General features: G+C 68.0%; 24 protein-coding genes. 10 read left to right on the top strand and 14 right to left on the bottom strand.

The genetic code is table 11. From position 1 onward, the window contains the following. Nucleotides 1-11 precede the first annotated feature (11 nt). From G6N09_RS04930 to G6N09_RS04900, 7 genes are all read right to left on the bottom strand, one after another. The gene (locus G6N09_RS04930; protein ID WP_083026757.1) at nucleotides 12-1,262 is read right to left on the bottom strand and encodes an HNH endonuclease signature motif containing protein; all 1,251 of its coding nucleotides are present in this window, start codon (nucleotides 1,260-1,262) and stop codon (nucleotides 12-14) included. A gap of 71 nt (nucleotides 1,263-1,333) precedes the next feature. Continuing rightward, entirely contained in the window at nucleotides 1,334-2,209 is an 876-nt protein-coding gene (gene mmsB / locus G6N09_RS04925) for a 3-hydroxyisobutyrate dehydrogenase (RefSeq protein WP_083026756.1), read from the bottom strand. Nucleotides 2,210-2,248: 39 nt separating this feature from the next. Beyond that, on the bottom strand, nucleotides 2,249-3,412 hold the full coding sequence (locus G6N09_RS04920) for an acyl-CoA dehydrogenase family protein (RefSeq protein ID WP_083026755.1): 1,164 nt from the start codon (nucleotides 3,410-3,412) through the stop codon (nucleotides 2,249-2,251). Between the two features lie 10 nt (nucleotides 3,413-3,422). Then, nucleotides 3,423-4,943, bottom strand: a complete 1,521-nt coding sequence (locus G6N09_RS04915) for a CoA-acylating methylmalonate-semialdehyde dehydrogenase (protein ID WP_083026754.1) — start codon at nucleotides 4,941-4,943, stop codon at nucleotides 3,423-3,425. Between the two features lie 120 nt (nucleotides 4,944-5,063). Continuing rightward, on the bottom strand, nucleotides 5,064-5,636 hold the full coding sequence (gene rfbC, locus G6N09_RS04910) for a dTDP-4-dehydrorhamnose 3,5-epimerase (protein WP_083026753.1): 573 nt from the start codon (nucleotides 5,634-5,636) through the stop codon (nucleotides 5,064-5,066). Nucleotide 5,637: 1 nt separating this feature from the next. Beyond that, nucleotides 5,638-6,654 (bottom strand): dTDP-glucose 4,6-dehydratase, encoded by a 1,017-nt coding sequence (gene rfbB, locus G6N09_RS04905; protein WP_083026801.1) that lies wholly within the window; start codon nucleotides 6,652-6,654, stop codon nucleotides 5,638-5,640. A 50-nt stretch (nucleotides 6,655-6,704) separates the two neighbouring features. Beyond that, complete coding sequence (locus G6N09_RS04900) at nucleotides 6,705-7,130, bottom strand: MarR family winged helix-turn-helix transcriptional regulator (protein ID WP_083026752.1); 426 nt, start codon at nucleotides 7,128-7,130, stop codon at nucleotides 6,705-6,707. A 95-nt stretch (nucleotides 7,131-7,225) separates the two neighbouring features. On the opposite strand from G6N09_RS04900, the gene G6N09_RS04895 reads away from it, so the two are divergent. Continuing rightward, entirely contained in the window at nucleotides 7,226-7,657 is a 432-nt protein-coding gene (locus G6N09_RS04895) for a DUF1398 family protein (protein ID WP_083026751.1), read from the top strand. Nucleotides 7,658-7,677: 20 nt separating this feature from the next. On the opposite strand, the gene G6N09_RS04890 is transcribed toward G6N09_RS04895, so the two are convergent. The 3 genes from G6N09_RS04890 to G6N09_RS04880 are packed head-to-tail and all read right to left on the bottom strand — an operon-like array spanning nucleotide 7,678 to nucleotide 10,557. Beyond that, nucleotides 7,678-8,535, bottom strand: a complete 858-nt coding sequence (locus G6N09_RS04890) for an LLM class F420-dependent oxidoreductase (RefSeq protein WP_083026750.1) — start codon at nucleotides 8,533-8,535, stop codon at nucleotides 7,678-7,680. 14 nt (nucleotides 8,536-8,549) lie between these two features. Continuing rightward, entirely contained in the window at nucleotides 8,550-10,007 is a 1,458-nt protein-coding gene (locus tag G6N09_RS04885) for a flotillin family protein (protein WP_083026749.1), read from the bottom strand. 22 nt (nucleotides 10,008-10,029) lie between these two features. Beyond that, nucleotides 10,030-10,557: a hypothetical protein gene (locus tag G6N09_RS04880; protein WP_179959874.1), complete on the bottom strand. Its 528-nt coding sequence runs from the start codon at nucleotides 10,555-10,557 to the stop codon at nucleotides 10,030-10,032. A 297-nt stretch (nucleotides 10,558-10,854) separates the two neighbouring features. On the opposite strand from G6N09_RS04880, the gene infA reads away from it, so the two are divergent. The 8 genes from infA (at nucleotide 10,855) to truA (ending at nucleotide 15,453) form a co-directional block, all read left to right on the top strand. Beyond that, complete coding sequence (gene infA / locus G6N09_RS04875) at nucleotides 10,855-11,076, top strand: translation initiation factor IF-1 (protein ID WP_003418601.1); 222 nt, start codon at nucleotides 10,855-10,857, stop codon at nucleotides 11,074-11,076. 56 nt (nucleotides 11,077-11,132) lie between these two features. After that, a complete protein-coding gene (gene rpmJ, locus G6N09_RS04870; protein WP_046318639.1) occupies nucleotides 11,133-11,246 on the top strand; it encodes a 50S ribosomal protein L36 in 114 nt (37 codons plus the stop codon). 200 nt (nucleotides 11,247-11,446) lie between these two features. Continuing rightward, a complete protein-coding gene (gene rpsM / locus G6N09_RS04865; RefSeq protein ID WP_024443769.1) occupies nucleotides 11,447-11,821 on the top strand; it encodes a 30S ribosomal protein S13 in 375 nt (124 codons plus the stop codon). Between the two features lie 5 nt (nucleotides 11,822-11,826). Then, on the top strand, nucleotides 11,827-12,237 hold the full coding sequence (gene rpsK / locus G6N09_RS04860) for a 30S ribosomal protein S11 (RefSeq protein WP_046189661.1): 411 nt from the start codon (nucleotides 11,827-11,829) through the stop codon (nucleotides 12,235-12,237). A 15-nt stretch (nucleotides 12,238-12,252) separates the two neighbouring features. Continuing rightward, the gene (gene rpsD, locus G6N09_RS04855) at nucleotides 12,253-12,858 is read left to right on the top strand and encodes a 30S ribosomal protein S4 (RefSeq protein ID WP_046189662.1); all 606 of its coding nucleotides are present in this window, start codon (nucleotides 12,253-12,255) and stop codon (nucleotides 12,856-12,858) included. Between the two features lie 80 nt (nucleotides 12,859-12,938). After that, entirely contained in the window at nucleotides 12,939-13,982 is a 1,044-nt protein-coding gene (locus G6N09_RS04850; protein WP_046189663.1) for a DNA-directed RNA polymerase subunit alpha, read from the top strand. A 75-nt stretch (nucleotides 13,983-14,057) separates the two neighbouring features. Then, on the top strand, nucleotides 14,058-14,606 hold the full coding sequence (gene rplQ / locus G6N09_RS04845) for a 50S ribosomal protein L17 (protein WP_083026747.1): 549 nt from the start codon (nucleotides 14,058-14,060) through the stop codon (nucleotides 14,604-14,606). Continuing rightward, nucleotides 14,578-15,453, top strand: a complete 876-nt coding sequence (gene truA / locus G6N09_RS04840; RefSeq protein WP_083026746.1) for a tRNA pseudouridine(38-40) synthase TruA — start codon at nucleotides 14,578-14,580, stop codon at nucleotides 15,451-15,453. Before rplQ ends, truA begins: the two co-directional genes overlap by 29 nt. A 16-nt stretch (nucleotides 15,454-15,469) precedes the next feature. Here the strand turns inward: truA and G6N09_RS04835 are convergent, their stop codons facing one another. Together G6N09_RS04835 and G6N09_RS04830 are read right to left on the bottom strand one after the other, a co-directional pair. After that, entirely contained in the window at nucleotides 15,470-16,105 is a 636-nt protein-coding gene (locus G6N09_RS04835) for a cutinase family protein (RefSeq protein ID WP_083026745.1), read from the bottom strand. A 59-nt stretch (nucleotides 16,106-16,164) separates the two neighbouring features. Beyond that, entirely contained in the window at nucleotides 16,165-16,869 is a 705-nt protein-coding gene (locus G6N09_RS04830) for a cutinase family protein (protein ID WP_083026744.1), read from the bottom strand. 94 nt (nucleotides 16,870-16,963) lie between these two features. Between G6N09_RS04830 and eccB the strand changes: the two genes are divergently transcribed. Beyond that, a complete protein-coding gene (eccB, locus tag G6N09_RS04825; RefSeq protein WP_083026743.1) occupies nucleotides 16,964-18,070 on the top strand; it encodes a type VII secretion protein EccB in 1,107 nt (368 codons plus the stop codon). Here the strand turns inward: eccB and mycP are convergent. After that, complete coding sequence (mycP, locus tag G6N09_RS04820) at nucleotides 18,006-19,313, bottom strand: type VII secretion-associated serine protease mycosin (RefSeq protein ID WP_272937508.1); 1,308 nt, start codon at nucleotides 19,311-19,313, stop codon at nucleotides 18,006-18,008. The genes eccB and mycP overlap by 65 nt on opposite strands. A 4-nt stretch (nucleotides 19,314-19,317) precedes the next feature. Next, nucleotides 19,318-20,472 carry an EsaB/YukD family protein gene (locus G6N09_RS04815; RefSeq protein ID WP_163752663.1) on the bottom strand — a complete coding sequence of 385 codons (1,155 nt, stop codon included), beginning with the start codon at nucleotides 20,470-20,472 and terminating at the stop codon, nucleotides 19,318-19,320. Between the last annotated feature and the right edge of the window lie 109 nt (nucleotides 20,473-20,581).

Below are 20,581 nucleotides of genomic sequence, written 5' to 3'. Positions count from 1 at the left end.
CGCGGCTGCGCTCAGTTGGTGCTCGGTGGCGCCTGGGGTTGGAAGGGCTGATACCACCACCAGTCGGCGCGTTCACCGGTCGGCCCTGGGCAGGGCGGGACTGCGGGTGGCGAGGTCCGCGGTGGACGGGCCAGTGATCCGGTATGCAGAGTCCGGCCCTCGTGGTCGGTGACGAGGAGCCGGCCGGCCGGCCCAGTGATGGTGATGATGCCTCGGTGATGCAGCCGGTGGTGGAAGGGGCAGAGCAGCGCCAGGTTGGCCAGCTCGGTGGCGCCGCCGTCCTCCCAGTGCCGGATGTGATGGGCATGTAGCGCCCGGGTCGCGCCACAGCCGGGAACCACGCAGCAGTGGTCGCGGTGTTCAAGGGCGCGGCGCAGCCGACGGCTGATGGTGCGGGTCGACCGACCGCACCCGATCACTTCGCCCGCACGCTCGAACCACACTTCGCAGGTGGCGTCACAGGTGAGGTATTGCCGCTCAGACTCACGCAGTAACGGACCCAGGTGCAGTGCGCCGATCTGCTGTTCAACATCGAGATGTACCACCAGTGTGGTGCGCTGACCGTGCGGTCGTCGTTGCGCCTCGCTGTCCCAGCCGGCTTCTACCAGCGACAGGAACGCGTCGAGCTGTGTCGGCATCGGGGGAGGGTTGTCGGGCGTGGCGCTGTTGCTGTCGCGGTCGTGGCTCCACTCGGCGATCAGGGCATCGAGATGCGACTGCAGCGCGGCGTCGAACATCGCTGATTCGGTCTGTGGCAGGGCGATGCGCCAGACGTCGAGTTCGGCGTTGGAGCTCCGAGTGATCGCGGGCCGCGGGTCGGGCCGCGGCCCGGGTTCGGGCCGCGGTTCCATCTTGACTGCGGTGCGCAGCTGGCCGACCGTGGCAACACCGGCCAGCTGCGCGTAGTGCTCGTCGGATCCCGCGCCGGCGCGCTCGGCGATCACCCCGACCTGGTCTAGTGACAGGCGACCCTCGCGCATGCCGCGGGCGCAACGGGGGAACTCCTCCAGCCGGTGTGCCACGGTCGCGATCGTGTGCGCATTGCTGGGTGAGGTGCCGGTCTTCCAGGCCACCAGCGCCGCGACCGACCGGGCACCGGTGGCGCCCCACAGTTCGTCGCGTGCGATCTCAGCGGCAATCTCGACGATGCGTCCATCGATCGCGTTGCGCTGACCCGACAACTCGGCGAGCTCGTCGAAGAGCACCTCAAGGCGTGTGCCGCAACGCGCTTCGGCGCTGGCTGGGGGTGTGTCCGGAGACATGACATGAGCATGGCACCGGGGTCTGACAATTCTGGGCGGCCTGATCGTGATCGTTCAGGCCGACGGCGCGTTCAGCTGCCGCGCAGCAGGTTGATCACCGCGCTGAAGTCCTGCCCGCTGTGCTCGGCGGCGAAGTCGCGATAGATCGCTGCGGCGTGGCTACCGAGCGGGGCAGCCGACCCGGTCGCAGCGACCGCGTCCATCGCCAAGCCCAGGTCCTTGTTCATCAGCGCGGTGGCGAAACCCGGCTCGAAGTTCCGGTTTGCCGGCGAGGTGGGAACCGGTCCCGGGACCGGACAGTTGGTGTGCAGTGCCCAGCAGTTCCCGGTGGCACCGGTCATCACGTCGAATAGCGCCTGATCGGCCAGGCCCAGCTTTTCGGCCAGCACGAACGCCTCGGCGACTGCCACCTGCTGCACGGCCAGCACCATGTTGTTGCAGACCTTGGCGGCCTGTCCGGCGCCCGCCGCGCCGCAGTGGATGATCTTGGCGGCCATCGGCTCCAGCACTGGGGTGGCTCGTACCACCGCAGCGTCCTCGCCGCCGACCATGAACGCCAGCCGCCCGGCGACCGCACCGGCCACCCCGCCGGAGACCGGCGCGTCGAGTTGGGCCAGCCCCTGGGACGCGGCGAGGGCGTGTACTTCTCGGGCGTCGGCGACCGAGATCGTCGAGCTGTCGATGAACAACGTGTCCGGCCCGGCTGCCGGCAGTATCTCGGCATAGCAGCTCTTCACCGCGTCCCCGTGCGGCAGCATGGTGACCACCGCGTCGGCCCCGGCGACCGCCTCGGCGGCGCTGGCGTGGATGTTCACGCCGTGCTGCTGTGCGGCCGCGGTGGCGGCCGGAACCGGGTCGAAGCCGCGCACGGTGTGCCCGGCGGCCACCAGGTTGGCCGACATCGGCCCACCCATGTGGCCCAGGCCGAGAAACGCGACGATTGCCATATGTGCTCCTAAGTGGCCCAGGTTCTCCGGGTGAGGCGGCTACTGGCCGGCGCGGACGCGAGCCGCTTCGGCCCTACCGATCACCAACCGCATGATCTCGTTGGTGCCCTCCAGGATGCGGTGCACCCGAAGATCCCGGACGATTTTCTCCAGACCGTATTCGCGCAGATATCCATACCCGCCGTGCAGTTGCAAAGCCTGGTCGGCGACACCGAAGCAGGCGTCGGTGACGTAGCGCTTGGCCATCGCGCACAACTCGACCTTGTCGGGGGCGTTGTTGTCCAGCGCGGTGGCCGCGCGCCACAGCAGCAGGCGTGAGGTCTCCAGGGCGGTGGCCATGTCGGCGAGGGTGAACCGGATCGTCGGTTCGTCCAGCAATGCCTTGCCGAACGCCGTGCGGTTGGCCAGATAGCTGCCGGTCTTGTCGAATGCCGCCTGGCCGCCTCCCATTGAGCAGGCGGCGATGTTGATCCGGCCGCCGTTGAGGCCGTTCATGGCGATGTTGAACCCGTTCCCGTCACCCTCGGAACCGCCGAGCATCGCCTCGGCGGGCACCCGGACGCCGTCGAAGATGACCTGTGCGGTGGGCTGGGAGTTCCAGCCCATCTTCTGCTCCGCGACTCCGAAACCCATTCCGGGCGTGTCTTTTTCGACGATGAATGTCGAGATTCCCCGGGGGCCTTCCGCGCCGGTTCGGGCCATCACCACATAGACATCTGAGACCCCGGCGCCGGAGATGAACTGCTTGACGCCGTCGAGCACGTAGTCGTCACCCGAGCGCACCGCGCGGGTGCTCAAGGCGCTGGCGTCCGATCCCGCACCGGGTTCGGTGAGGCAGTAGCTGGCGACGGTCTCCATCGAGGCCAGCCGGGGAATCCAGCTCTTGCGCTGTTCCTCGGTGCCGTAGGTGTCGATCATCCAGGAGCACATGTTGTGAATGGACAGATAGGCGGCGATCACCGGGTCGGCGATCGCGAGCTGCTCGAAAATGCGTACGCCGTCCAGCCGGCGCAGTCCGGAGCCGCCGACGTCCTCGCGGCAGTAGATCGCCGCCATCCCCAGCTCGGCCGCCTCCCGCATCACGTCGACCGGAAAGTGGTGGGTGGCATCCCATTCCAGGGCGTACGGCGCCAGGCGCTTGGCGGCGAAAGCCGCTGCGGTGTCGACGATCACCCGTTCTTCGTCATCCAAGGTCAAGTTCATGGCAGCGGCCCTATTCCATTGTGGGGATGTGGAACTCAGCGCCGTCCTTGATGCCCGAGGGCCAGCGCTGCGTAACGGTCTTCACCTTCGTGTAGAAGGTGATGGCGGCCGGACCATGCTGGTTGAGGTCGCCGAAGCCGGATCGCTTCCAGCCGCCGAAGGTGTGGTACGCCACCGGCACCGGAATCGGCACGTTCACCCCGACCATGCCGACCTGCACGCGCGACGTGAAGTCGCGGGCGGTGTCGCCATCGCGGGTGAAGATCGCCACTCCGTTGCCGTACTCGTGCTCGCTCGGCAGCCGCAGCGCCTCTTCATAGTCGTGCGCGCGGACGATGCACAGCACCGGACCGAAGATCTCGTCGGTATAGATCGACATGTCGGTGCTGACATGGTCGAACAGCGACGGTCCGGCGAAGAAGCCGCCGGTCAGATCGGCGTCGCCGAATTGGGTGTCGTCACTGGCCCGGTCGCGGCCATCGATCACCAGGTCGGCGCCGGCGTACACGCCTTGGGCGATGTAGCCGTTGACCCGGTCCAGAGCGGCCCGGGTGACCAGCGGGCCGTAGTCGGCTTTGGGGTCCAGGCTGTGGCCGACCCGCAGACTGTTGATGCGTTCGACCAGCCGGGACCGCAGCCGTTCGGCGGTCTGCTCGCCGACGGGCACCGCCACCGAGATCGCCATGCAACGCTCGCCGGCACTGCCGTAGCCGGCGCCGATCAGCGCGTCGACGGCCTGATCCAGATCGGCGTCGGGCATCACGATCATGTGGTTCTTGGCGCCGCCGAAACACTGGGCGCGCTTGCCGTTGGCCGTTGCCGTCGAGTAGATGTACTGCGCAATATCGGAGCTGCCGACGAAGCCGACCGCGGCAATGCCGGGGTGGTGCAGCAGGGCGTCGACCGCCTCCTTATCGCCATGCACCACCTGCAGCACTCCCGGCGGCAACCCGGCCTCGACGAACAGCTCCGCGAGGCGCACCGGCACCGACGGGTCTCGCTCGGAAGGCTTGAGGATGAACGCGTTGCCACAGGCCAGGGCCGGTCCGGCCTGCCACAGTGGGATCATCGCGGGGAAGTTGAACGGGGTGATCCCGGCGACCACGCCCAGCGGCTGACGCAGCGAGAACACGTCGATGCCCGGGCCGGCGCTCTCGGTGTGCTCGCCTTTGAGCAGGTGCGGGATGCCGACGCAGAACTCGATCACCTCGATGCCACGCTGGATGTCGCCGCGGGCGTCCTCAAGGGTTTTGCCGTGTTCGCGGGAGAGCAGCTCGGCCAGCTCGTCGACGTGGCTGTTGACCAGGTCGATGAAGCGCATCATGACCCGGGCGCGGCGCTGCGGGTTGTAGGCGGCCCAATCGCGCTGGGCGACAGCTGCCGAGGTCACCGCGGCGTCGACGTCGGCGGCGTTGGCCAGCGGCAGGGTTGCCTGTACCTCGCCGGTATTCGGGTCGAACACGTCCGTGGTGCGCTGCGAGGTGCCGGAGATTCGACGGCCGTCGATGTAGTGCGGAATCTGGCGGGTCATGACGGCCAGAATACTAGGACATCCTAGTAAATGCGAGAGGGTGATCCGCGAGTGGGCGAATTTGTGGGGGCGCGCCGCGGTTTGGCCTACCGCAGCGCACAGTCGGCGAGCTGGGCGGTTCTAGCTCGGGTCCCAGGTAGGCAGTAGCCCGGCGGCGCGCACCTGCGCCAACAACGGCGCGCCCGCGTCCCGCTCGGAGAGCAGCGGCGGGTGATCGCCCGGCCAGTCGATACCGATCGCCGGGTCGGTGGGGCAGATGGTGTGTTCACGCTGGGGGTCGTACTCCGCTGAGCAGAGGTACATGACGGTCGAATTATCTTGCAGGGCAAGGAACCCATGCGCCAGTCCGGCGGCCAGGTACACCGACCGCCGGTCCTTGGCGTCCAGTACCACGGCGTCCCAGTGTCCATAGCTCGGCGAGCCGACCCGGATGTCGACGACGACGTCGAAGACCGAACCCGACACGCAGGTAACGTATTTGGCCTGTCCCGGTGGCACTTCAGCAAAGTGCAGACCCCGCAGCACGCCGGCGCTGGACACCGAGCAGTTGGCCTGGCGGAGATCGAAACGGTGCCCGGCGAACCCGGTGAAATCGTGGTCGGTGAACCATTCGAAGAACAGTCCGCGGGCGTCGGCATGCTGGGCCGGGGTGAGCTCCCAGGCTCCGGGGATGGTCAGCTCGCGTGCGTCCACCTCAGCGCCCCCATGCCGTGTAGCGGGCTTCGGCGGCCTCTTTCAGTGGCGCCCACCAGGACTCGTTGGCGCGGTACCAGTCGATTGTGTCGCGCAGGCCGGCCTCGAAGTCCGTGTGCTGGGGTGTCCAGCCGAGTTCGTTACGTAACGCCGACGGGTCGATCGCATAGCGCAGATCGTGGCCGGGCCGGTCGGCCACATGGTCGAAGTCGTCGGGGTCGTGGTCCATCAACCGCAGGATGGTCTGCAGCACGCTCCGGTTGTCGCGCTCCCCGTCGGCGCCGATCAGATAGGTGCGGCCCACATGTCCGCGCGTCATGATCTGCCAGACGGCGCTGTTGTGGTCGTCGACGTGGATCCAGTCGCGAACATGGGCGCCGCTGCCGTACAGCTTGGCCCGTCGGCCGGTCAGCAGGTTGGTGATCTGGCGGGGAATGAACTTCTCCACGTGTTGGTAAGGGCCGTAGTTGTTGGAACAGTTCGAGATCGTCGCGTGTAGGCCGTACGAGCGCACCCAGGAGTGCACCAGGAGATCGGCGGCCGCCTTGGTCGACGAGTACGGGCTGGACGGGCGATACGCGCTGGTCTCGGTGAATCGGCGCGGTTCGTCAAGGGCTAACTCGCCGTAGACCTCGTCGGTAGAGACGTGGTGCAGCCGCACTCGCCGAGCGCGTACCGCCTCCAAGACAGTGAAGGTGCCGATCACGTTGGACCGCAGGAACGGTTCCGGGTCGGCCAGCGCGTTGTCCACGTGGGTTTCGGCGGCGAAATGCACCACCGCATCGGTCTCCGGATCCAGATTGGCGACCAGCTCGGACATCAGCGCCGCATCGGTGATGTCGCCTTGCACCAGCCGGAAGCGTCCGTCAGGTGAATCCAGGCCGGTGAGTGACTCCCGGGTGCCGGCGTAGGTCAACGCGTCGAGCACCGTGACCGATGTGTCGGGCCGCTGCGCGAGGATGCTGCGCACGAAGTTGGCGCCGATGAACCCGGCGCCACCGGTCACCAGCAGACGCATGGGGAAACCATAACCGGCGATGAGATCGGATCGGCCGGGCCGCCGCCTGGTCACGGTTGCTCCAGCACTGCGATCAGTCGACGAAGGCCGTCATGGAGTCGTGCCGCCCCGTCAGGGCCTAGTGCTTGGAGCTGCGCGCGGTGCGCCGTGGCGGCCGCGCCGTTCATGCGCTGCAGGATCTGTGCCCCCTCGTCGGTCAGGGCGAATAGCGGGGAAGTTCGGTGATCGGGGTTCGCTTGAGTGCGCAGGAGACCCTCCTGGGCAAGGTCGTTCGCGACTCGTTGCACCGCCTGGCGTGCGGTGCCCAACCGTCGGGCCGCCTGGGCCACGGTGCGCGGACCGTCGCTGACGACCGAGAGCAGCTGCCATCGGGCCTGGGACTGTCCCTCGGACTTCGCGATCCGCTCGCCGCGCCTCCTGGCCAGGCCCGCCGCCTGGTAAAGGTCGGCCACCAGCAGCGCCATCGGATCGTGCATGGAGCCTCCTGGCGGTCAGCTGTCCGTCATTTTGACAGCATAATGTCATACTGACACTATCTAGTCACCTTGGATCGGTGTGGCGAGGAGCGAACATGAACAGCGTCGAAAGGCTGGCCCAGGCGCAGCATCACGGGATGCGCGTCCGGCCCGAAACGCACGGATTCCCCCACCTGGCCGAGGCCCTGCGCCTGGCGGGCGTGCGGCTGATCCGCTTCGATGTCGCCTCCGGCGGTGCGCTCTACGTCATGGACGGCGGGGTGGTCCATCAACCGGGCAACCCGTTGCACGAGGAGTCCGTTGAGGTGGCGGAGTTCGATCAACACGCCCTGGTTGCAGCGATCGACGCCGACAAGGCCGGCGAGATCACCTTCCCGGAGTTCCTCCGTCGCTGCTGGACGGCCGGTGTGGTCGGCTACGAGGTCGACACGATTGAGCGCACCTGTACCTACCTCGGCGCCCCCGGCGGGAGGTATGTCGAGCACTATCCGGCGGTGACGCTTGCCCGGCCCGCCGCACCGGCCTAGCTCCACCGTGGTGCGACCGCTCAGTCGCGCGGGGTGAGCCCCAACGGACCGGCCAGCGCCGTCAGCGTCGGCAGAATGTTCTTCCAGCCGCCCAGTACCTGGATCGTCACCTGGTCCGCGCCGGCCTGGAGGTGTTCGTCCAACCGGGCGGCGATCTGATCGGCGGTGCCGTGGGCCACGACCGCATCGATCAACCGATCGCTGCCGGGCGCGTGGACGTCATTGTCGTCAAAGCCCAGCCGGTGCCAGTTGTTGACGTAGTTGGACAGCCGCAGGTAGAAACCGACCGCCTCGCGCCCGGTGTCACGCGCCGCGGCGGCGTCCGTCGAGAGCACCACTTTGTGCTCGGGCGCCAGGTACACCGACGGTCCGACCAGCTCGCGGGCGCTCGCGGTGTGCTCCGGGGTGGTCAAGTACGGGTGCGCACCGGCGCTGCGCTCCGCCGCCAACTTCAGCACCTTGGGGCCCAGCGCCGCCAGCACCCGGCGGCTGGTCGGCACGCCGGCCTCATCGAGCACGTCCAGGTAGTCGGTCAGGGCGGCATACGGGCTGCGGTACTCGGCGGTGGCCTCGGGGTGGCCAACACCGATGCCGAGCACGAACCGGTCCGGGTAGGCCGCTTCGATGCGGTGGTAGGACTCGGCGACCTGGTGGGCCGGGGCCGACCAGACGTTGACGATCCCGGTGGCCACCTGCAGGGACGACGTGGCCGCGAGCAGCGGTTCGACAAACGCAAGATCTGCGGCGGGGGAGCCGCCCACCCAGATCGCGCCGTACCCCAGACGTTCGATCTCGGCAGCCTGCTCTGGGGTGGGGGATCCGAATGTCCAGGCCGCGTAGCGGCCCAGCTCGGGCTTGAGTGCGAACGTGTCCGACATCGTGGCTCCTCCAGTCACTCGGTGGGCAACGGACCGGTGTCGGCGACCGGCGGTGGCTCGGCAGAACGCGGGCGCAGCATGGCCGCCACGTCCACTCCCGACGCCTTGAGGGTCTCCAGCACCTTGGCGATGCCCAGGGGACTGATACCCAGCAGACCGCTGATCGCATCCTGGGCGTCGCCGGCACCGCCGATGATCGACAGTCGCTCGATGTCCGACAGCGGCGCGGCGGCCGCCTGGGTGGCCTGCACCACCGAGGCCAGCACGTCGGGCAGCAGCAGCATTCGGGCCGCTTCCGCGCTGTAGCTGTTCAGCGCGTGGGCGATCTCCTTCTTGCCCTCGGCTTCGGCGAGCAGTTTGGCTTTGGCGCCGTCGGCCTCGGCCTGACGTTCCACCCGCAGCGCTTCGGCGGCCGCCTTACGCGCATCGGCTTGGGCCTGGCCGGCCTGGCGGGCCGCCTCCGCCTGGGCCTGCGCCGCCAGGATTGCTGCCTGCCGTTGTCCCTCGGCGCGGGCCACGTCGGCTTGGCGCTGCGCCTCGGCGGGGGCGATCACGTCCGCCTGTAGGGCGGCCTGGGCCTGCTCGGCGCGCCGCTGCTCCACCTCGATGCGGGCCTGAACCCGGGCGGCCTCGGCCTGCTCGACCGCGATGCCGACGTCCTTCTCGGCGCGGGCGTGCGCCAGCGGACCGGCCTGGTCGGCTTGCGCGTTCTCGGCCTCGGTCTGAGCGCGCAGCCGAGCCAGTTCGACGTCGCGCCTCTGATTGGCGGTCGCGATCGCGGTATCGGCTTCGGCCTGGGCGACCGAACCCGCCTGACGGGCCTTCGCCGACTGGATCTGCGCGTCCCGCTCGGCTTCGGCGGTGCCGACCGTGGCGTCCCGTTTCACCTCGGCGATACGACGCTGACCCAGCGACTCGAGATAGCCGTTGCGGTCGGAGATACCGGCGATCTTGAGAACGTCGACTTCCATGCCGATGCGGGACAGGTCGGTGCCGGCCTCCTCGACCACGCTGCGGGCTAGGGTGTCGCGGTTGGAGTTGAGGTCCTCGACGGTCATTGTCGCGGTGATGCCACGCAGGCTGCCGGCGAGGATGTCGTTGATCTGGCGCTGCAGATCATCGAGGTCGGAGGTCAGGAAGCGCTGCACCGCCGTCTGCACGGCATCGTCGGCCGAACCGATCCGCACCAACCCGACGGCCTCGACGTTGACCGGTACCCCGTTGTTGGACAGCGCGTTCTGCAGGTTGATGCTGACGTTGAACGGCTCGAGGCTCATGATGTCGACCCGTTCGATGCCCGGCATCCGGAACCTGGCTCCACCGCGTACCACCTTCGGCTGACCGCGACCGGTGAACACCGCGACCTCATTGGGCGGGACCTTGATGTAGTTCTGGACGTAGATCATCGGCAACACGACCAGCAGCAGCAGCGCTGCCAGGATGCTGACGGTCACGATCAAGACAAGCGACACGGTTACGGCCTCTCCGGCTGAGTTACTGGGCGGGTACTGCGACGACGTGCACGTAGTCGGCGTCGACATCGGCGATGTAGACGCGGGTTGTTTTGGCGAGGCTCTGCGACTCCGGGCTGACTGCGCGGGATCGGACCCGGTTCCCGTCCGGGTCGATGAAGGCGATCTCGCCCCACCCGCCCGGCGGAACATCGATGGTCACGGTGCCCAGCAGGCCGATGTAGGCAGTACGGCCATGCTGGGAGTTGGATTCCTGTCGCCGCAGGTAGGGCAGCACTACGCCGTGCAGGAGGGTGGACAGCGCCACTCCGCTCCCGATCCCCAGGCCGGCTGCCGGCAGCGCGCCGAACCCGGCCCAGGTCCCCACCAGGCCGCCGGCACCCGTTCCGACCAGCGCGGCAGACAAGCCGGTCAGGCTCAGAAACGGCAGTCCGTCGTGGCCGATATCGGTCAGCAGCAAGGCGGTGAGCAGGGCGATAGCGCCGACGGCGAACGCCGCCAGATACGCAACCGTCACCAGGCCTCCTCTGAGCTCGATTGTCAGGTTCATCCTTGCATGCCTCTTCAGCGTGGGAATTCTGCGGTTTGGCGAGGCTCGGCGGGCGAGGCGCGAAGCTGGGACCGTCGCATGAACCGGGCATTTTGGCGTGGGCGGCCCAAGCGGGTATCGTAGGTCGACGGTGCGGCGTCCGCGTCGACTCTTTGCGTGCCCAGTCTGAGATTCTTCGGGTTCTACCTGGAATTTCCTGCCACCGGCCCACGTTTTGCAGTCGTAGTCGGTGCTGCGCTGTGGCGGGCGCATGCACACGCGAAAAGTAAGTCAGACACGGAGGATCGCCGGAGAGTAATGGCCAAAAAAGACGGTGCAATCGAGGTCGAGGGTCGAGTGGTCGAACCCCTGCCCAATGCGATGTTTCGCATTGAGCTGGAGAACGGTCACAAGGTGCTCGCCCACATCAGCGGCAAGATGCGGCAGCACTACATCCGTATCCTGCCGGAAGACCGGGTGGTTGTGGAGCTGTCGCCCTATGACCTTTCCCGCGGACGCATCGTCTACCGGTACAAGTAGCTCCCCACCGCCGTCGAAGAACGTCAACCAGCGATTAGAACAGGACCACAGCAGCCGTGAAGGTGAACCCCAGCGTCAAGCCGATCTGCGACAAATGCAGGGTGATTCGTCGGCACGGCCGGGTCATGGTGATCTGCGCGGACCCGCGCCACAAGCAGCGTCAGGGCTAGCGACACAGATCGCGGGCCCGGCGTAGCCGGGCACCCGCCACAACTGAATGCAGACCTCCCAGTACCAGTGAGCTGGCTGGCATCTTTAGAGATGGGCCGGCTCACCCACGCCCGGATCGGAGGCCGGGCCCCGGAGCAGTAGGCCGGGAACGGGCTGGGATCACAACCTCCGCAACGAAGATGAAAGGGGCATGCCCCCCATGGCTCGACTTGTAGGCGTCGACCTGCCGCGCGATAAGCGCATGGAGATCGCGCTGACCTATATCTACGGCATCGGCCGTACTCGTTCCAACGAAATCCTGGCTGCGACCGGTATCGACAAGGACCAGCGCAGCAAGGACCTGACCGACGACCAGCTCACCCAGTTGCGTGACTACATCGAGCGCAACCTGAAGGTTGAGGGCGACTTGCGCCGCGAGGTGCAGGCTGACATCCGTCGAAAGATCGAGATCGGCTGCTACCAGGGCCTGCGGCACCGTCGCGGTCTGCCGGTGCGCGGCCAGCGGACCAAGACCAACGCGCGCACCCGCAAGGGACCCAAGCGCACCATCGCCGGTAAGAAGAAGGCCAGGTAATCGTCATGCCACCGAAGAAAGCGACCGGGCCCAAGAAGGGTCAGAAGACCCGGCGGCGGGAAAAGAAGAACATCCCGCATGGTGCCGCTCACATCAAGAGCACCTTCAACAACACGATCGTGACGATCACCGACCCGCAGGGCAACGTGATCGCGTGGGCGTCGTCGGGACACGTGGGCTTCAAGGGCTCGCGTAAGTCGACTCCGTTCGCCGCGCAGTTGGCCGCCGAGAATGCGGCCCGCAAGGCGCAGGAGCACGGCGTGAAGAAGGTCGACGTATTCGTCAAGGGCCCGGGTTCGGGCCGCGAGACCGCGATCCGTTCGCTGCAGGCCGCGGGCCTGGAGGTCGGTGCTATTTCTGACGTCACGCCGCAGCCGCACAACGGTTGCCGTCCGCCCAAGCGGCGCCGGGTCTAGGAGGTTTAGGAAAACATGGCTCGTTATACCGGACCCGCCACCCGCAAGTCCCGCCGTCTGGGCGTCGACCTGATCGGTGGCGACCAGGCATTCGAGAAGCGGCCCTACCCGCCCGGCCAGCACGGCCGCGCGCGGATCAAGGAAAGCGAATACCGCCTGCAGCTGCAGGAGAAGCAGAAGGCTCGCTTCACCTACGGCGTGATGGAGAAGCAGTTCCGTCGCTACTACGAGGAAGCCGTCCGTCGTGGCGGCAAGACCGGCGAGGAACTGCTGCGCATCCTGGAGAGCCGGCTGGACAACGTGGTTTACCGCGCCGGTCTGGCCCGCACCCGTCGGATGGCTCGCCAGCTGGTCAGCCACGGCCACTTCACCGTCAACGGTGTGAAGGTCGACGTGCCCAGCTACCAGGTCTCGCAGTACGACATCATCGACGTCAAGGACAAGTCGATCAACACGGTGCCGTTCCAGATCGCGCGGGAGACCTCGGGCGACCGCCCGATCCCGGGCTGGCTGCAGGTGGTCGGGGAGCGGCAGCGCATCCTGGTCCACCAGTTGCCCGAGCGTGCGCAGATCGTTGTCCCGCTCACCGAGCAGCTGATCGTCGAGTTCTACTCGAAGTAGCTTTAGACAACTCGGGGGCTTTGCCCCGAGTACCCCCCAAACGGCATCAAATAGCGGGTGCCAGAAGGAGAATGAACACCATGCTGATCTCACAGCGCCCGACCCTGTCCGAAGAGGTCGTTGCCGAGAACCGGTCGCAGTTCGTCATCGAGCCCTTGGAGCCCGGTTTCGGCTACACCCTGGGCAACTCGCTTCGGCGCACCCTGCTGTCGTCGATCCCGGGCGCAGCCGTCACCAGCATCCGCATCGACGGCGTGCTGCACGAGTTCACCACCGTCCCCGGGGTGAAGGAAGATGTCACCGACATCATCTTGAACCTCAAGGGCCTGGTGGTCTCGTCCGAGGAGGACGAGCCGGTCACCATGTACCTGCGCAAGCAGGGCCCCGGTGCGGTCACCGCCGGTGACATCGTTCCCCCGGCGGGCGTGACGGTGCACAACCCCGACATGCACATCGCCACTCTGAACGACAAGGGCAAGCTTGAGGTTGAGCTGATCGTCGAGCGTGGCCGCGGCTACGTTCCGGCGGTGCAGAACAAGGTGTCGGGCGCCGAGATCGGCCGGATCCCGGTCGACTCGATCTACTCGCCGGTGCTCAAGGTGACCTACAAGGTCGAGGCCACCCGTGTCGAGCAGCGGACCGACTTCGACAAGCTGGTGCTGGACGTGGAGACCAAGAACTCCATCAGCCCGCGGGACGCGCTGGCCTCGGCCGGTAAGACCCTGGTCGAACTGTTCGGCCTGGCACGCGAACTCAACGTCGAGGCCGAGGGTATCGAGATCGGGCCGTCGCCGGCCGAAGCGGACCACATCGCGTCGTTCGCCCTGCCGATCGACGACCTGGACCTGACCGTGCGGTCCTACAACTGCCTCAAGCGCGAGGGAGTGCACACGGTTGGGGAACTGGTCGCCCGCACCGAGTCCGACCTGCTCGACATCCGCAACTTCGGTCAGAAGTCCATCGACGAGGTCAAGGTCAAGCTGCACCAGCTCGGCCTGTCGCTCAAGGACAGCCCGGCCAGCTTCGACCCGTCGCAGGTGGCCGGCTACGACGTCGCCACCGGCACCTGGTCGGCTGACGCCGGTTATGACGAGCAGGACTACGCCGAAACCGAGCAGCTTTAACGCCCAACCTCTCGAAAAGAGAGCCGTCCCGGCCCTACCTGATACGGGGGCCGGCCCCATTGAGGAGAAGTCGCAATGCCCAAGCCCACTAAGGGTCCCCGCCTCGGCGGAAAGTCCTCGCACCAGAAGGCGCTGCTGGCCAACCTGGCCACGTCGCTGTTCACGCACGGACGGATCAAGACGACCGAGCCGAAGGCGCGGGCACTGCGGCCGTACGCCGAGAAGCTGATCACGCATGCCAAGAAGGGCACGCTGCACAACCGGCGTGAGGTTCTCAAGAAGATCCGTGACAAGGATGTGGTGCACTCGCTGTTCGCCGAGATCGCCCCGCACTTCGCGGACCGCAACGGTGGCTACACCCGCATCATCAAGGTCGAGCCGCGTCAGGGTGACAACGCCCCGATGGCTGTGATCGAGTTGGTTCGCGAGCGGACCGTGACGTCGGAGGCCGACCGCGCCCGTCGCGCCGCGGCCAAGGCGGAGAAGGCTGCCCCCAAGACCGAGGAGGCCGAGAAGGCTGCCGAGGTTGAGGCCGAGGACAAGGTCGAAGAGGCCACCGAGGCCGCTGAGGCCACCGAAGCCGCAGAGGCCACCGATGCTGCCGAAGGCACCGACGAATCCTGACGGCAACGCCGAAGCCGTTCGGCTTCGGCTCGATATCGCCTACGACGGAACAGAATTCGCCGGATGGGCGGTTCAAGCGGGACAACGCACGGTCGCCGGAGTTCTCGACGAGACTCTGACGACCGTGTTCCGCGTTCCGGTGCGGGTGTTCGCGGCCGGACGAACCGACACCGGCGTGCACGCCACCGGCCAGGTGGCCCACCTGGACGTTCCGGCTTCGGAACTGCACCATGGGTATTCGCGGACGCGTCGTGACGGCGAGCCGGAATTCCTTTCGCTGACAAGGCGATTGGCGCGGTTCTTGCCGGTCGACGTACGGGTGCTGAGCATACGTCGCACGGTGCCGGAATTCGATGCTCGGTTTTCGGCGCTACGCCGGCACTACGCCTACCGACTGTCTACCGCCCCCTACGGGGTGGCGCCGCAGGACGCTCGCTATGTGACCGCGTGGTCGCGACCGCTTGACGTCGACGCGATGACGGAGGCGTCCAAGAACCTGGTGGGCCTGCACGACTTCGCGGCCTTCTGCCGGCACCGCGAGGGCGCGACCACGATTCGCGACCTGCAGCGCCTGGACTGGGTGCGTGACGGTGACCTGGTGACCGCGCACGTCAGTGCCGACGCGTTCTGCTGGTCGATGGTGCGCTCCCTGGTGGGTGCGGTGCTGGCGGTCGGTGAGCACCGGCGCGATGCCGCGTGGTGCGCTGACCTGCTGAACGCGCAGCGCCGGTCCAGCGACTTCACCGCCGCGCCGGCACGCGGTCTGGCCCTGGTCGGGGTCGACTACCCGCCGGACGATCAATTGGGGGCGCGCACCCTGATCACCCGGGATCTGCGCACGCGCTGAGCAGCGCGAAATCGTCCTACAGCAGGCCGGCGACGAACGATGCGGCCTGATTGGTCATTCCGGGAGTGTAGCCGGAGTGCGCCGAGAACAGGCGGCCGGGGGAGCAGATGGGGTCGCCGTCGGTGCACAGGTCGATGGTCTTGAACCCGTAGACCGGACTGTTGGTCAGCGGTTGCCCGATCTTGCTGGAGGGGTTGCCGAACACCGCGATCGCCGCGACGTGATCGGCGGCCTCAGGCGGTAGTGGTGCGGTGAAACCGAAACCGGGCACCGGTGCCGCGGCCACGATGTCGATGATCGCCGCGCCCTGCGAGTAGCCGCCGAGGACCAGGCGGGTACCGGGGCAGTTCTCGACCATCCACATGACATGACCGCTGGCGTCGTTGGCGCCGTCGGCGGCCCGACCGAAGTCATAGCTGGCCGGGTAGTTGACCGCATAGGACCCCACCGAACGGGACGTCTGCCCCCGCAGTGAGTTCACCAATCCCTCGCCGACCCGACCGAGGCCCGGCGGCTCACTGGTGCCTCGAGCGAACACCACCTCGACGTCGGGGCAACCGTCGGCTGAAGCCGTCGGCATCCCGGAAGCGTGGGGATCGATCAGCAGCGCTACGACAGCGGCTCCGGCCGCCAGGATGCGGGTTGCCTTCATAGTGAACGATAGTACCGAAACTAAACCTTGATGAGCTAACTAAACCCGGGTGGGGCCCGTCACGGTGCCAGCGTGAGCTCTGGTCCGGGGGTCCGCAGTCGGCCTGCGATGAAGTTCGCCGCCTGGCTGGTCAGGGCAGGAATGTAGCCGTCAGTGTGATCGGTCCATTCATTGCCGGGGCCCTCATGGCAGATCGGATCCCCCGGATTGCACAGGTCCAGCGCCTTGGAACCGAACAAGGCGCTTTGCACGCTGATCGGCCCGCCGGTGCGATCGGCTGGATTGCCGAAAGTGGTCACCGCCACGATCTGGTCGGCATACTGCGCGGGCAATTGGTTGCCCCAGCTGATGCCACCCACCTGCGTACCGGTGACGATGTCGATGACCGACGCGCCCTGCGAATAGCCGCCCAGCACCAGTTGGGTGTTGGGGCAGACGTCGGCCGCGGCCTTGACCCGCTTGATCACGTCATTGGCTCCGTCGCCGCCCCCCAGCTGCAACCGGCCGGCCGGGTAGTTGACCGCGTACTCGTCGACCTTCTTGGACGTCTGCTGGCGCAGTGAGTCGATGAGCGCCCGGCCGACCCGTCCGACGCCGGGTGGCTCGCTGGTGCCGCGGGCGAAGATCACCTCGACGTCCGGGCAGTCGTAGGCCGACGCCACCGGGGTGACGCTCGGGGCAGATGGAGACACGGCCGGGAGCGCCAGCAGTGCGCTTGCCATCAAGGCCGCGGAAAAGATGCTGCTCACCTGAACAAAACGCATACCCGAGATGGTACCGAAAGACGTTTTCGATACCGTCTGGCCTGTGGATGGCCGAATACGGCCGCGCCGGTCTGCCCAATAACGTAGGGCCGATATGCCCGGGCGATCGTCGACGCAGCTTCAGCTCAGCGCGCACCGCTTCCTGGCCCGCCGGATGGAGCGGGCGCTGCGGTGCGGACTGGTCATGGGCGCCCCCGTCCCCGGTCGAGCGGCCCTGAGCCTGGGTTCGCTTCTGAGCACGCTCCTGGGCGCAGGCATGGTGGTGCTGGCCGTCCTACAACCGCAGCCGGGGCTGGGCGACGCGCCCATCGTGCTCGATCGCGCGACCGGCGCGCTCTATGCCCGGATCGGCGACACCCTGTATCCGGTCTATAACCTCGCCTCGGCCCGGCTGATCGCCGGTGCAGCCGATCCGCGACCGGTGGACGGCGCCGCGGTCGGCCGGGCTCGGCGAGGGCCGCCGTTGGGGATTCCCGGTGCGCCGGGCGGGATCGGGGTGGCACTGCCGGCCGCCGTCACGTGGTCGCTATGTGAGGACTCGCACGGCGTCACCCTCATCGTCGGCGTCGAACCACCGCAATCGGCCCGCCTCGACCCCCGGCAGCCGATCCTGGTCAGCTCCGAATCCGGGTCAACCTATCTGCTCCGCAACGGACGCCGCGCTGCCGTCGGTGGGACCGACCCACTGCTGGACTCCAGCGTGCCCCGACCCGTCACCGCCCTACTGCTCAACGTGATCCCCGAAGTCCCGCCGGCGGTATCGGAGGATCCGGCGGACCGTCACGAGGTGGGCTTAACCCCGGCCACCCTGTGCGCACACTGGCGTGCCGACGACCCGGCCGGCATCACCTTGTCCAGCGGGGTGCGCCTGCCGGCGGGGGAGACGCCGACAGCGCTGGCCGGGGCAGACGGATCGGGCCCCGCCCTGGACGGGATCTATCTGCCTGCCGGACACATCGCCTACGTGCGTGCGGTCGACACAGCCGGCCACCCCAGCGGCAGCGGCTATCTGATCACCGACATCGGGGTGCGGTTCACCGTTGACGACGCCGGCGCGGCGCGCAGTCTGGGGCTGCCCGCGGTGGCGGCTGGGGTGCCGTGGCCGATGCTGGCTGGATTGCCGGCCGGCCCGCGGCTCAGTCGGGACCAGGCGCTACAAGGTCTCGGCGGCGCCCCCGGCCCAGCACTGCCCGGCCCGTGACGGCTGCCAGGAGCAACGCCAGCAGCACCGCCGTGCCGACGATCGCGGTGGGCAGCCCGGCGGGCGCGCCAGCAGCCGCACGATCGCGCTCCGGCGCGGGGCCGGGCTGAGGTGGGGCCGACCGGAGCGGATCGTGGGACGTGGCCGACTCAAAGGTGAGCGCCGCCAATGGATCCACCGCACCAGCGCCGACCACATCATCGCGGCCGCCCGGTGGGTGGTGGGCGGTCGCCTTGATGCGGTCCATCACCTGCCGCGGCGTCCACTGGGGGAACCGCGAGCGGATCAGCGCCGCCAGACCGCTCACCACCGGCGCAGCGAAACTGGTGCCGCGTAACACTGAGCCGTCGAGGCGGTTGGCCATCGCGTCGCCGACGGTGCTCAACGAGAGCACTGTTTCGCCGGGAGCGGCCACGTCCACCCACGGCCCGGGAAGGGTGAACGCCGACGCGACGCCGTGGGGATCCATCGAGGCGACGGTGAGCACGTAGTCGTCGTACCAGGCCGGGCTGACGATCATGGGTTCCCCAGCGTCACAGCCTTCGTCGGAATTGCCAGCTGCCGCCACGACGACGCTGTTCTTGACCTCTACCGCATATGCCAGGGCGGCCCCCAGCGGCCGGTCGTCGAGTCCGGAACGTGCCGGCCGGCAGGCCACCGAGGAGATGTTGATCACCGACGCACCCAGGTCGGCTGCGGTACGTACCGCCCGGGCCAGGGTGTCGACATCGCCGATGCCGGGAGCATCGCCGAATGCGGCGAATTGTGCACTGGATGCCCGGATGCCGATCACGGTGGCCAGCGGCGCCACCCCGCTGAATCGATCCGATGCGGGATCGGTTGCAGCCGCGATGATTCCGGCGACCATGGTGCCGTGTCCGTCGCAATCGCGGGTGCCGTCGCCGGTGGAAACATAGTCGCCGCCGCCGATCAGGCCGGGCAGCCGTCGGTGCGCCGCAACACCGGTGTCGATCACCGCGACCCGTTGGCCGGCGCCACGGGTCAGCGCCCAGACGGCGGCCAGGTCCAGGTCGTCGAGCTGGGTCGGCGAGCTGTCCGGACTCAACGAGCCGACCGTGCACACCGTGCGCTGCACCGTGGGGCGTGCCGGCGCAGCCGGCGCCGGCGCGGGCAACAGTCGGCTGTCGATGGGCGGCGGTGCTACCGCGTTGGCCGGCGGTGCGCCCATTGCGGCCACGACCGCCGCGACCGCCACCAGCCGAGCAATCCGGGTGCGCTGCACGGCGTCAGCCCAGACTCAGCCCGCGGGCAGCGCCGTACCACCCGCACAGCCAGCACACCAGCGGCACCAGGGAGCCGAGCGCCAGGCCCTCCACGACCTCGGCGCCGCGCCGGATCACTGGGAGCTCGCTCGGATCGGCGAAGCCCAGACCGAGGGCGGCCGCGACCATCACCACGGTCAGCGCCGCCGACCACTGGCCGGTCGTCTTGCTCGCCACGCCGAGCAGCCCGATGGCCAACGTGGTGACGCCGCCGGCGATCAATGACGCGATCTGGACGCCGTCGGCGTGCGAGCGGGCTCGCAGTGCCACCGCCATCCCGGAAGTCGCAGCGAACACCGCGCAGACCAGCTGTGGCGCCCCGGTCGATCCGGCCCCGGCGACCACCGTGGCGGCGCCCAGAACCACCACCGCGGTAGCGGCCGTCACCAAGCCCGTCAGCAGATCGTGCGCTCTTGCCACCTGCGACGCCGCTCGATGGGACAACCCGGTGACCCCAGCCGCGACTCGGCCGGCGATGCGGATCATGCCGACCCCGGCGACAACCGCCGCGGCGCCCACCCGTGATGGTGCGATACCCGTCGCTGCGAGGGCCATGCCCGCGATCGCGCTCAGCACCGCCAGCCCAGCCAGGCAACACACCACCGTGCGCACCAGTCCGGTGCAGCCACATGCCGGCACGGTCATCAACGCAACGGCGCCGGCTGCCGCGACCGCCATCAGCGCGCTCGGGGCGCCGGGACCGCCGGGTATCGCCACGAATCCTGCCGCACCGGCCAGCCCGGACGCACTCAGCGCGGCGCTGAGCCGTCGTGCCGCGGGAGTCCACGGGCAGGCGATAGTCTGCACCGCAGCCGCAACCTGTTCGGCCGGGTCATCGAATACCACCCGCGGCGCCGGGCACTCGGCATGGTTCAACAGCAGGGTGGAGCCATCCCGGATACCTTGTTGCGACAGTGTTTTTCCGCCGTCCAGTGCCGGTCTGCCCGGCACGGCAAGGCGATAGGGCCGCAGCGATTCCGGGCCTTCCTGGCGCGGTATCAGATCGAGCACGGCCGGGATCAGGTCGGCGATCGGAACGTCGGATGGCAACGTCAGATCAGCGTGTGTCGTGCCGGCGTGTATGGCAACCCGGCATAGGCCGGAATCTTCACTCGGCACGTCACTGCCCCCTTTCGGCCTCGTCGGTCGCACGCTACCGACCCAGCGGGCGAGAGGTTTTCGGCTATCCACAGCTGACTTGCCGGTGGAATCGTCGCTGCCTACGGTG

Origin of the sequence: Mycolicibacter minnesotensis (genome assembly GCF_010731755.1) — a bacterium.
Taxonomy (GTDB): domain Bacteria; phylum Actinomycetota; class Actinomycetes; order Mycobacteriales; family Mycobacteriaceae; genus Mycobacterium; species Mycobacterium minnesotense.
The sequence above is the reverse complement of the archived record's forward strand: the minus strand, read 5'-3'. Positions and strand labels throughout refer to the sequence as shown.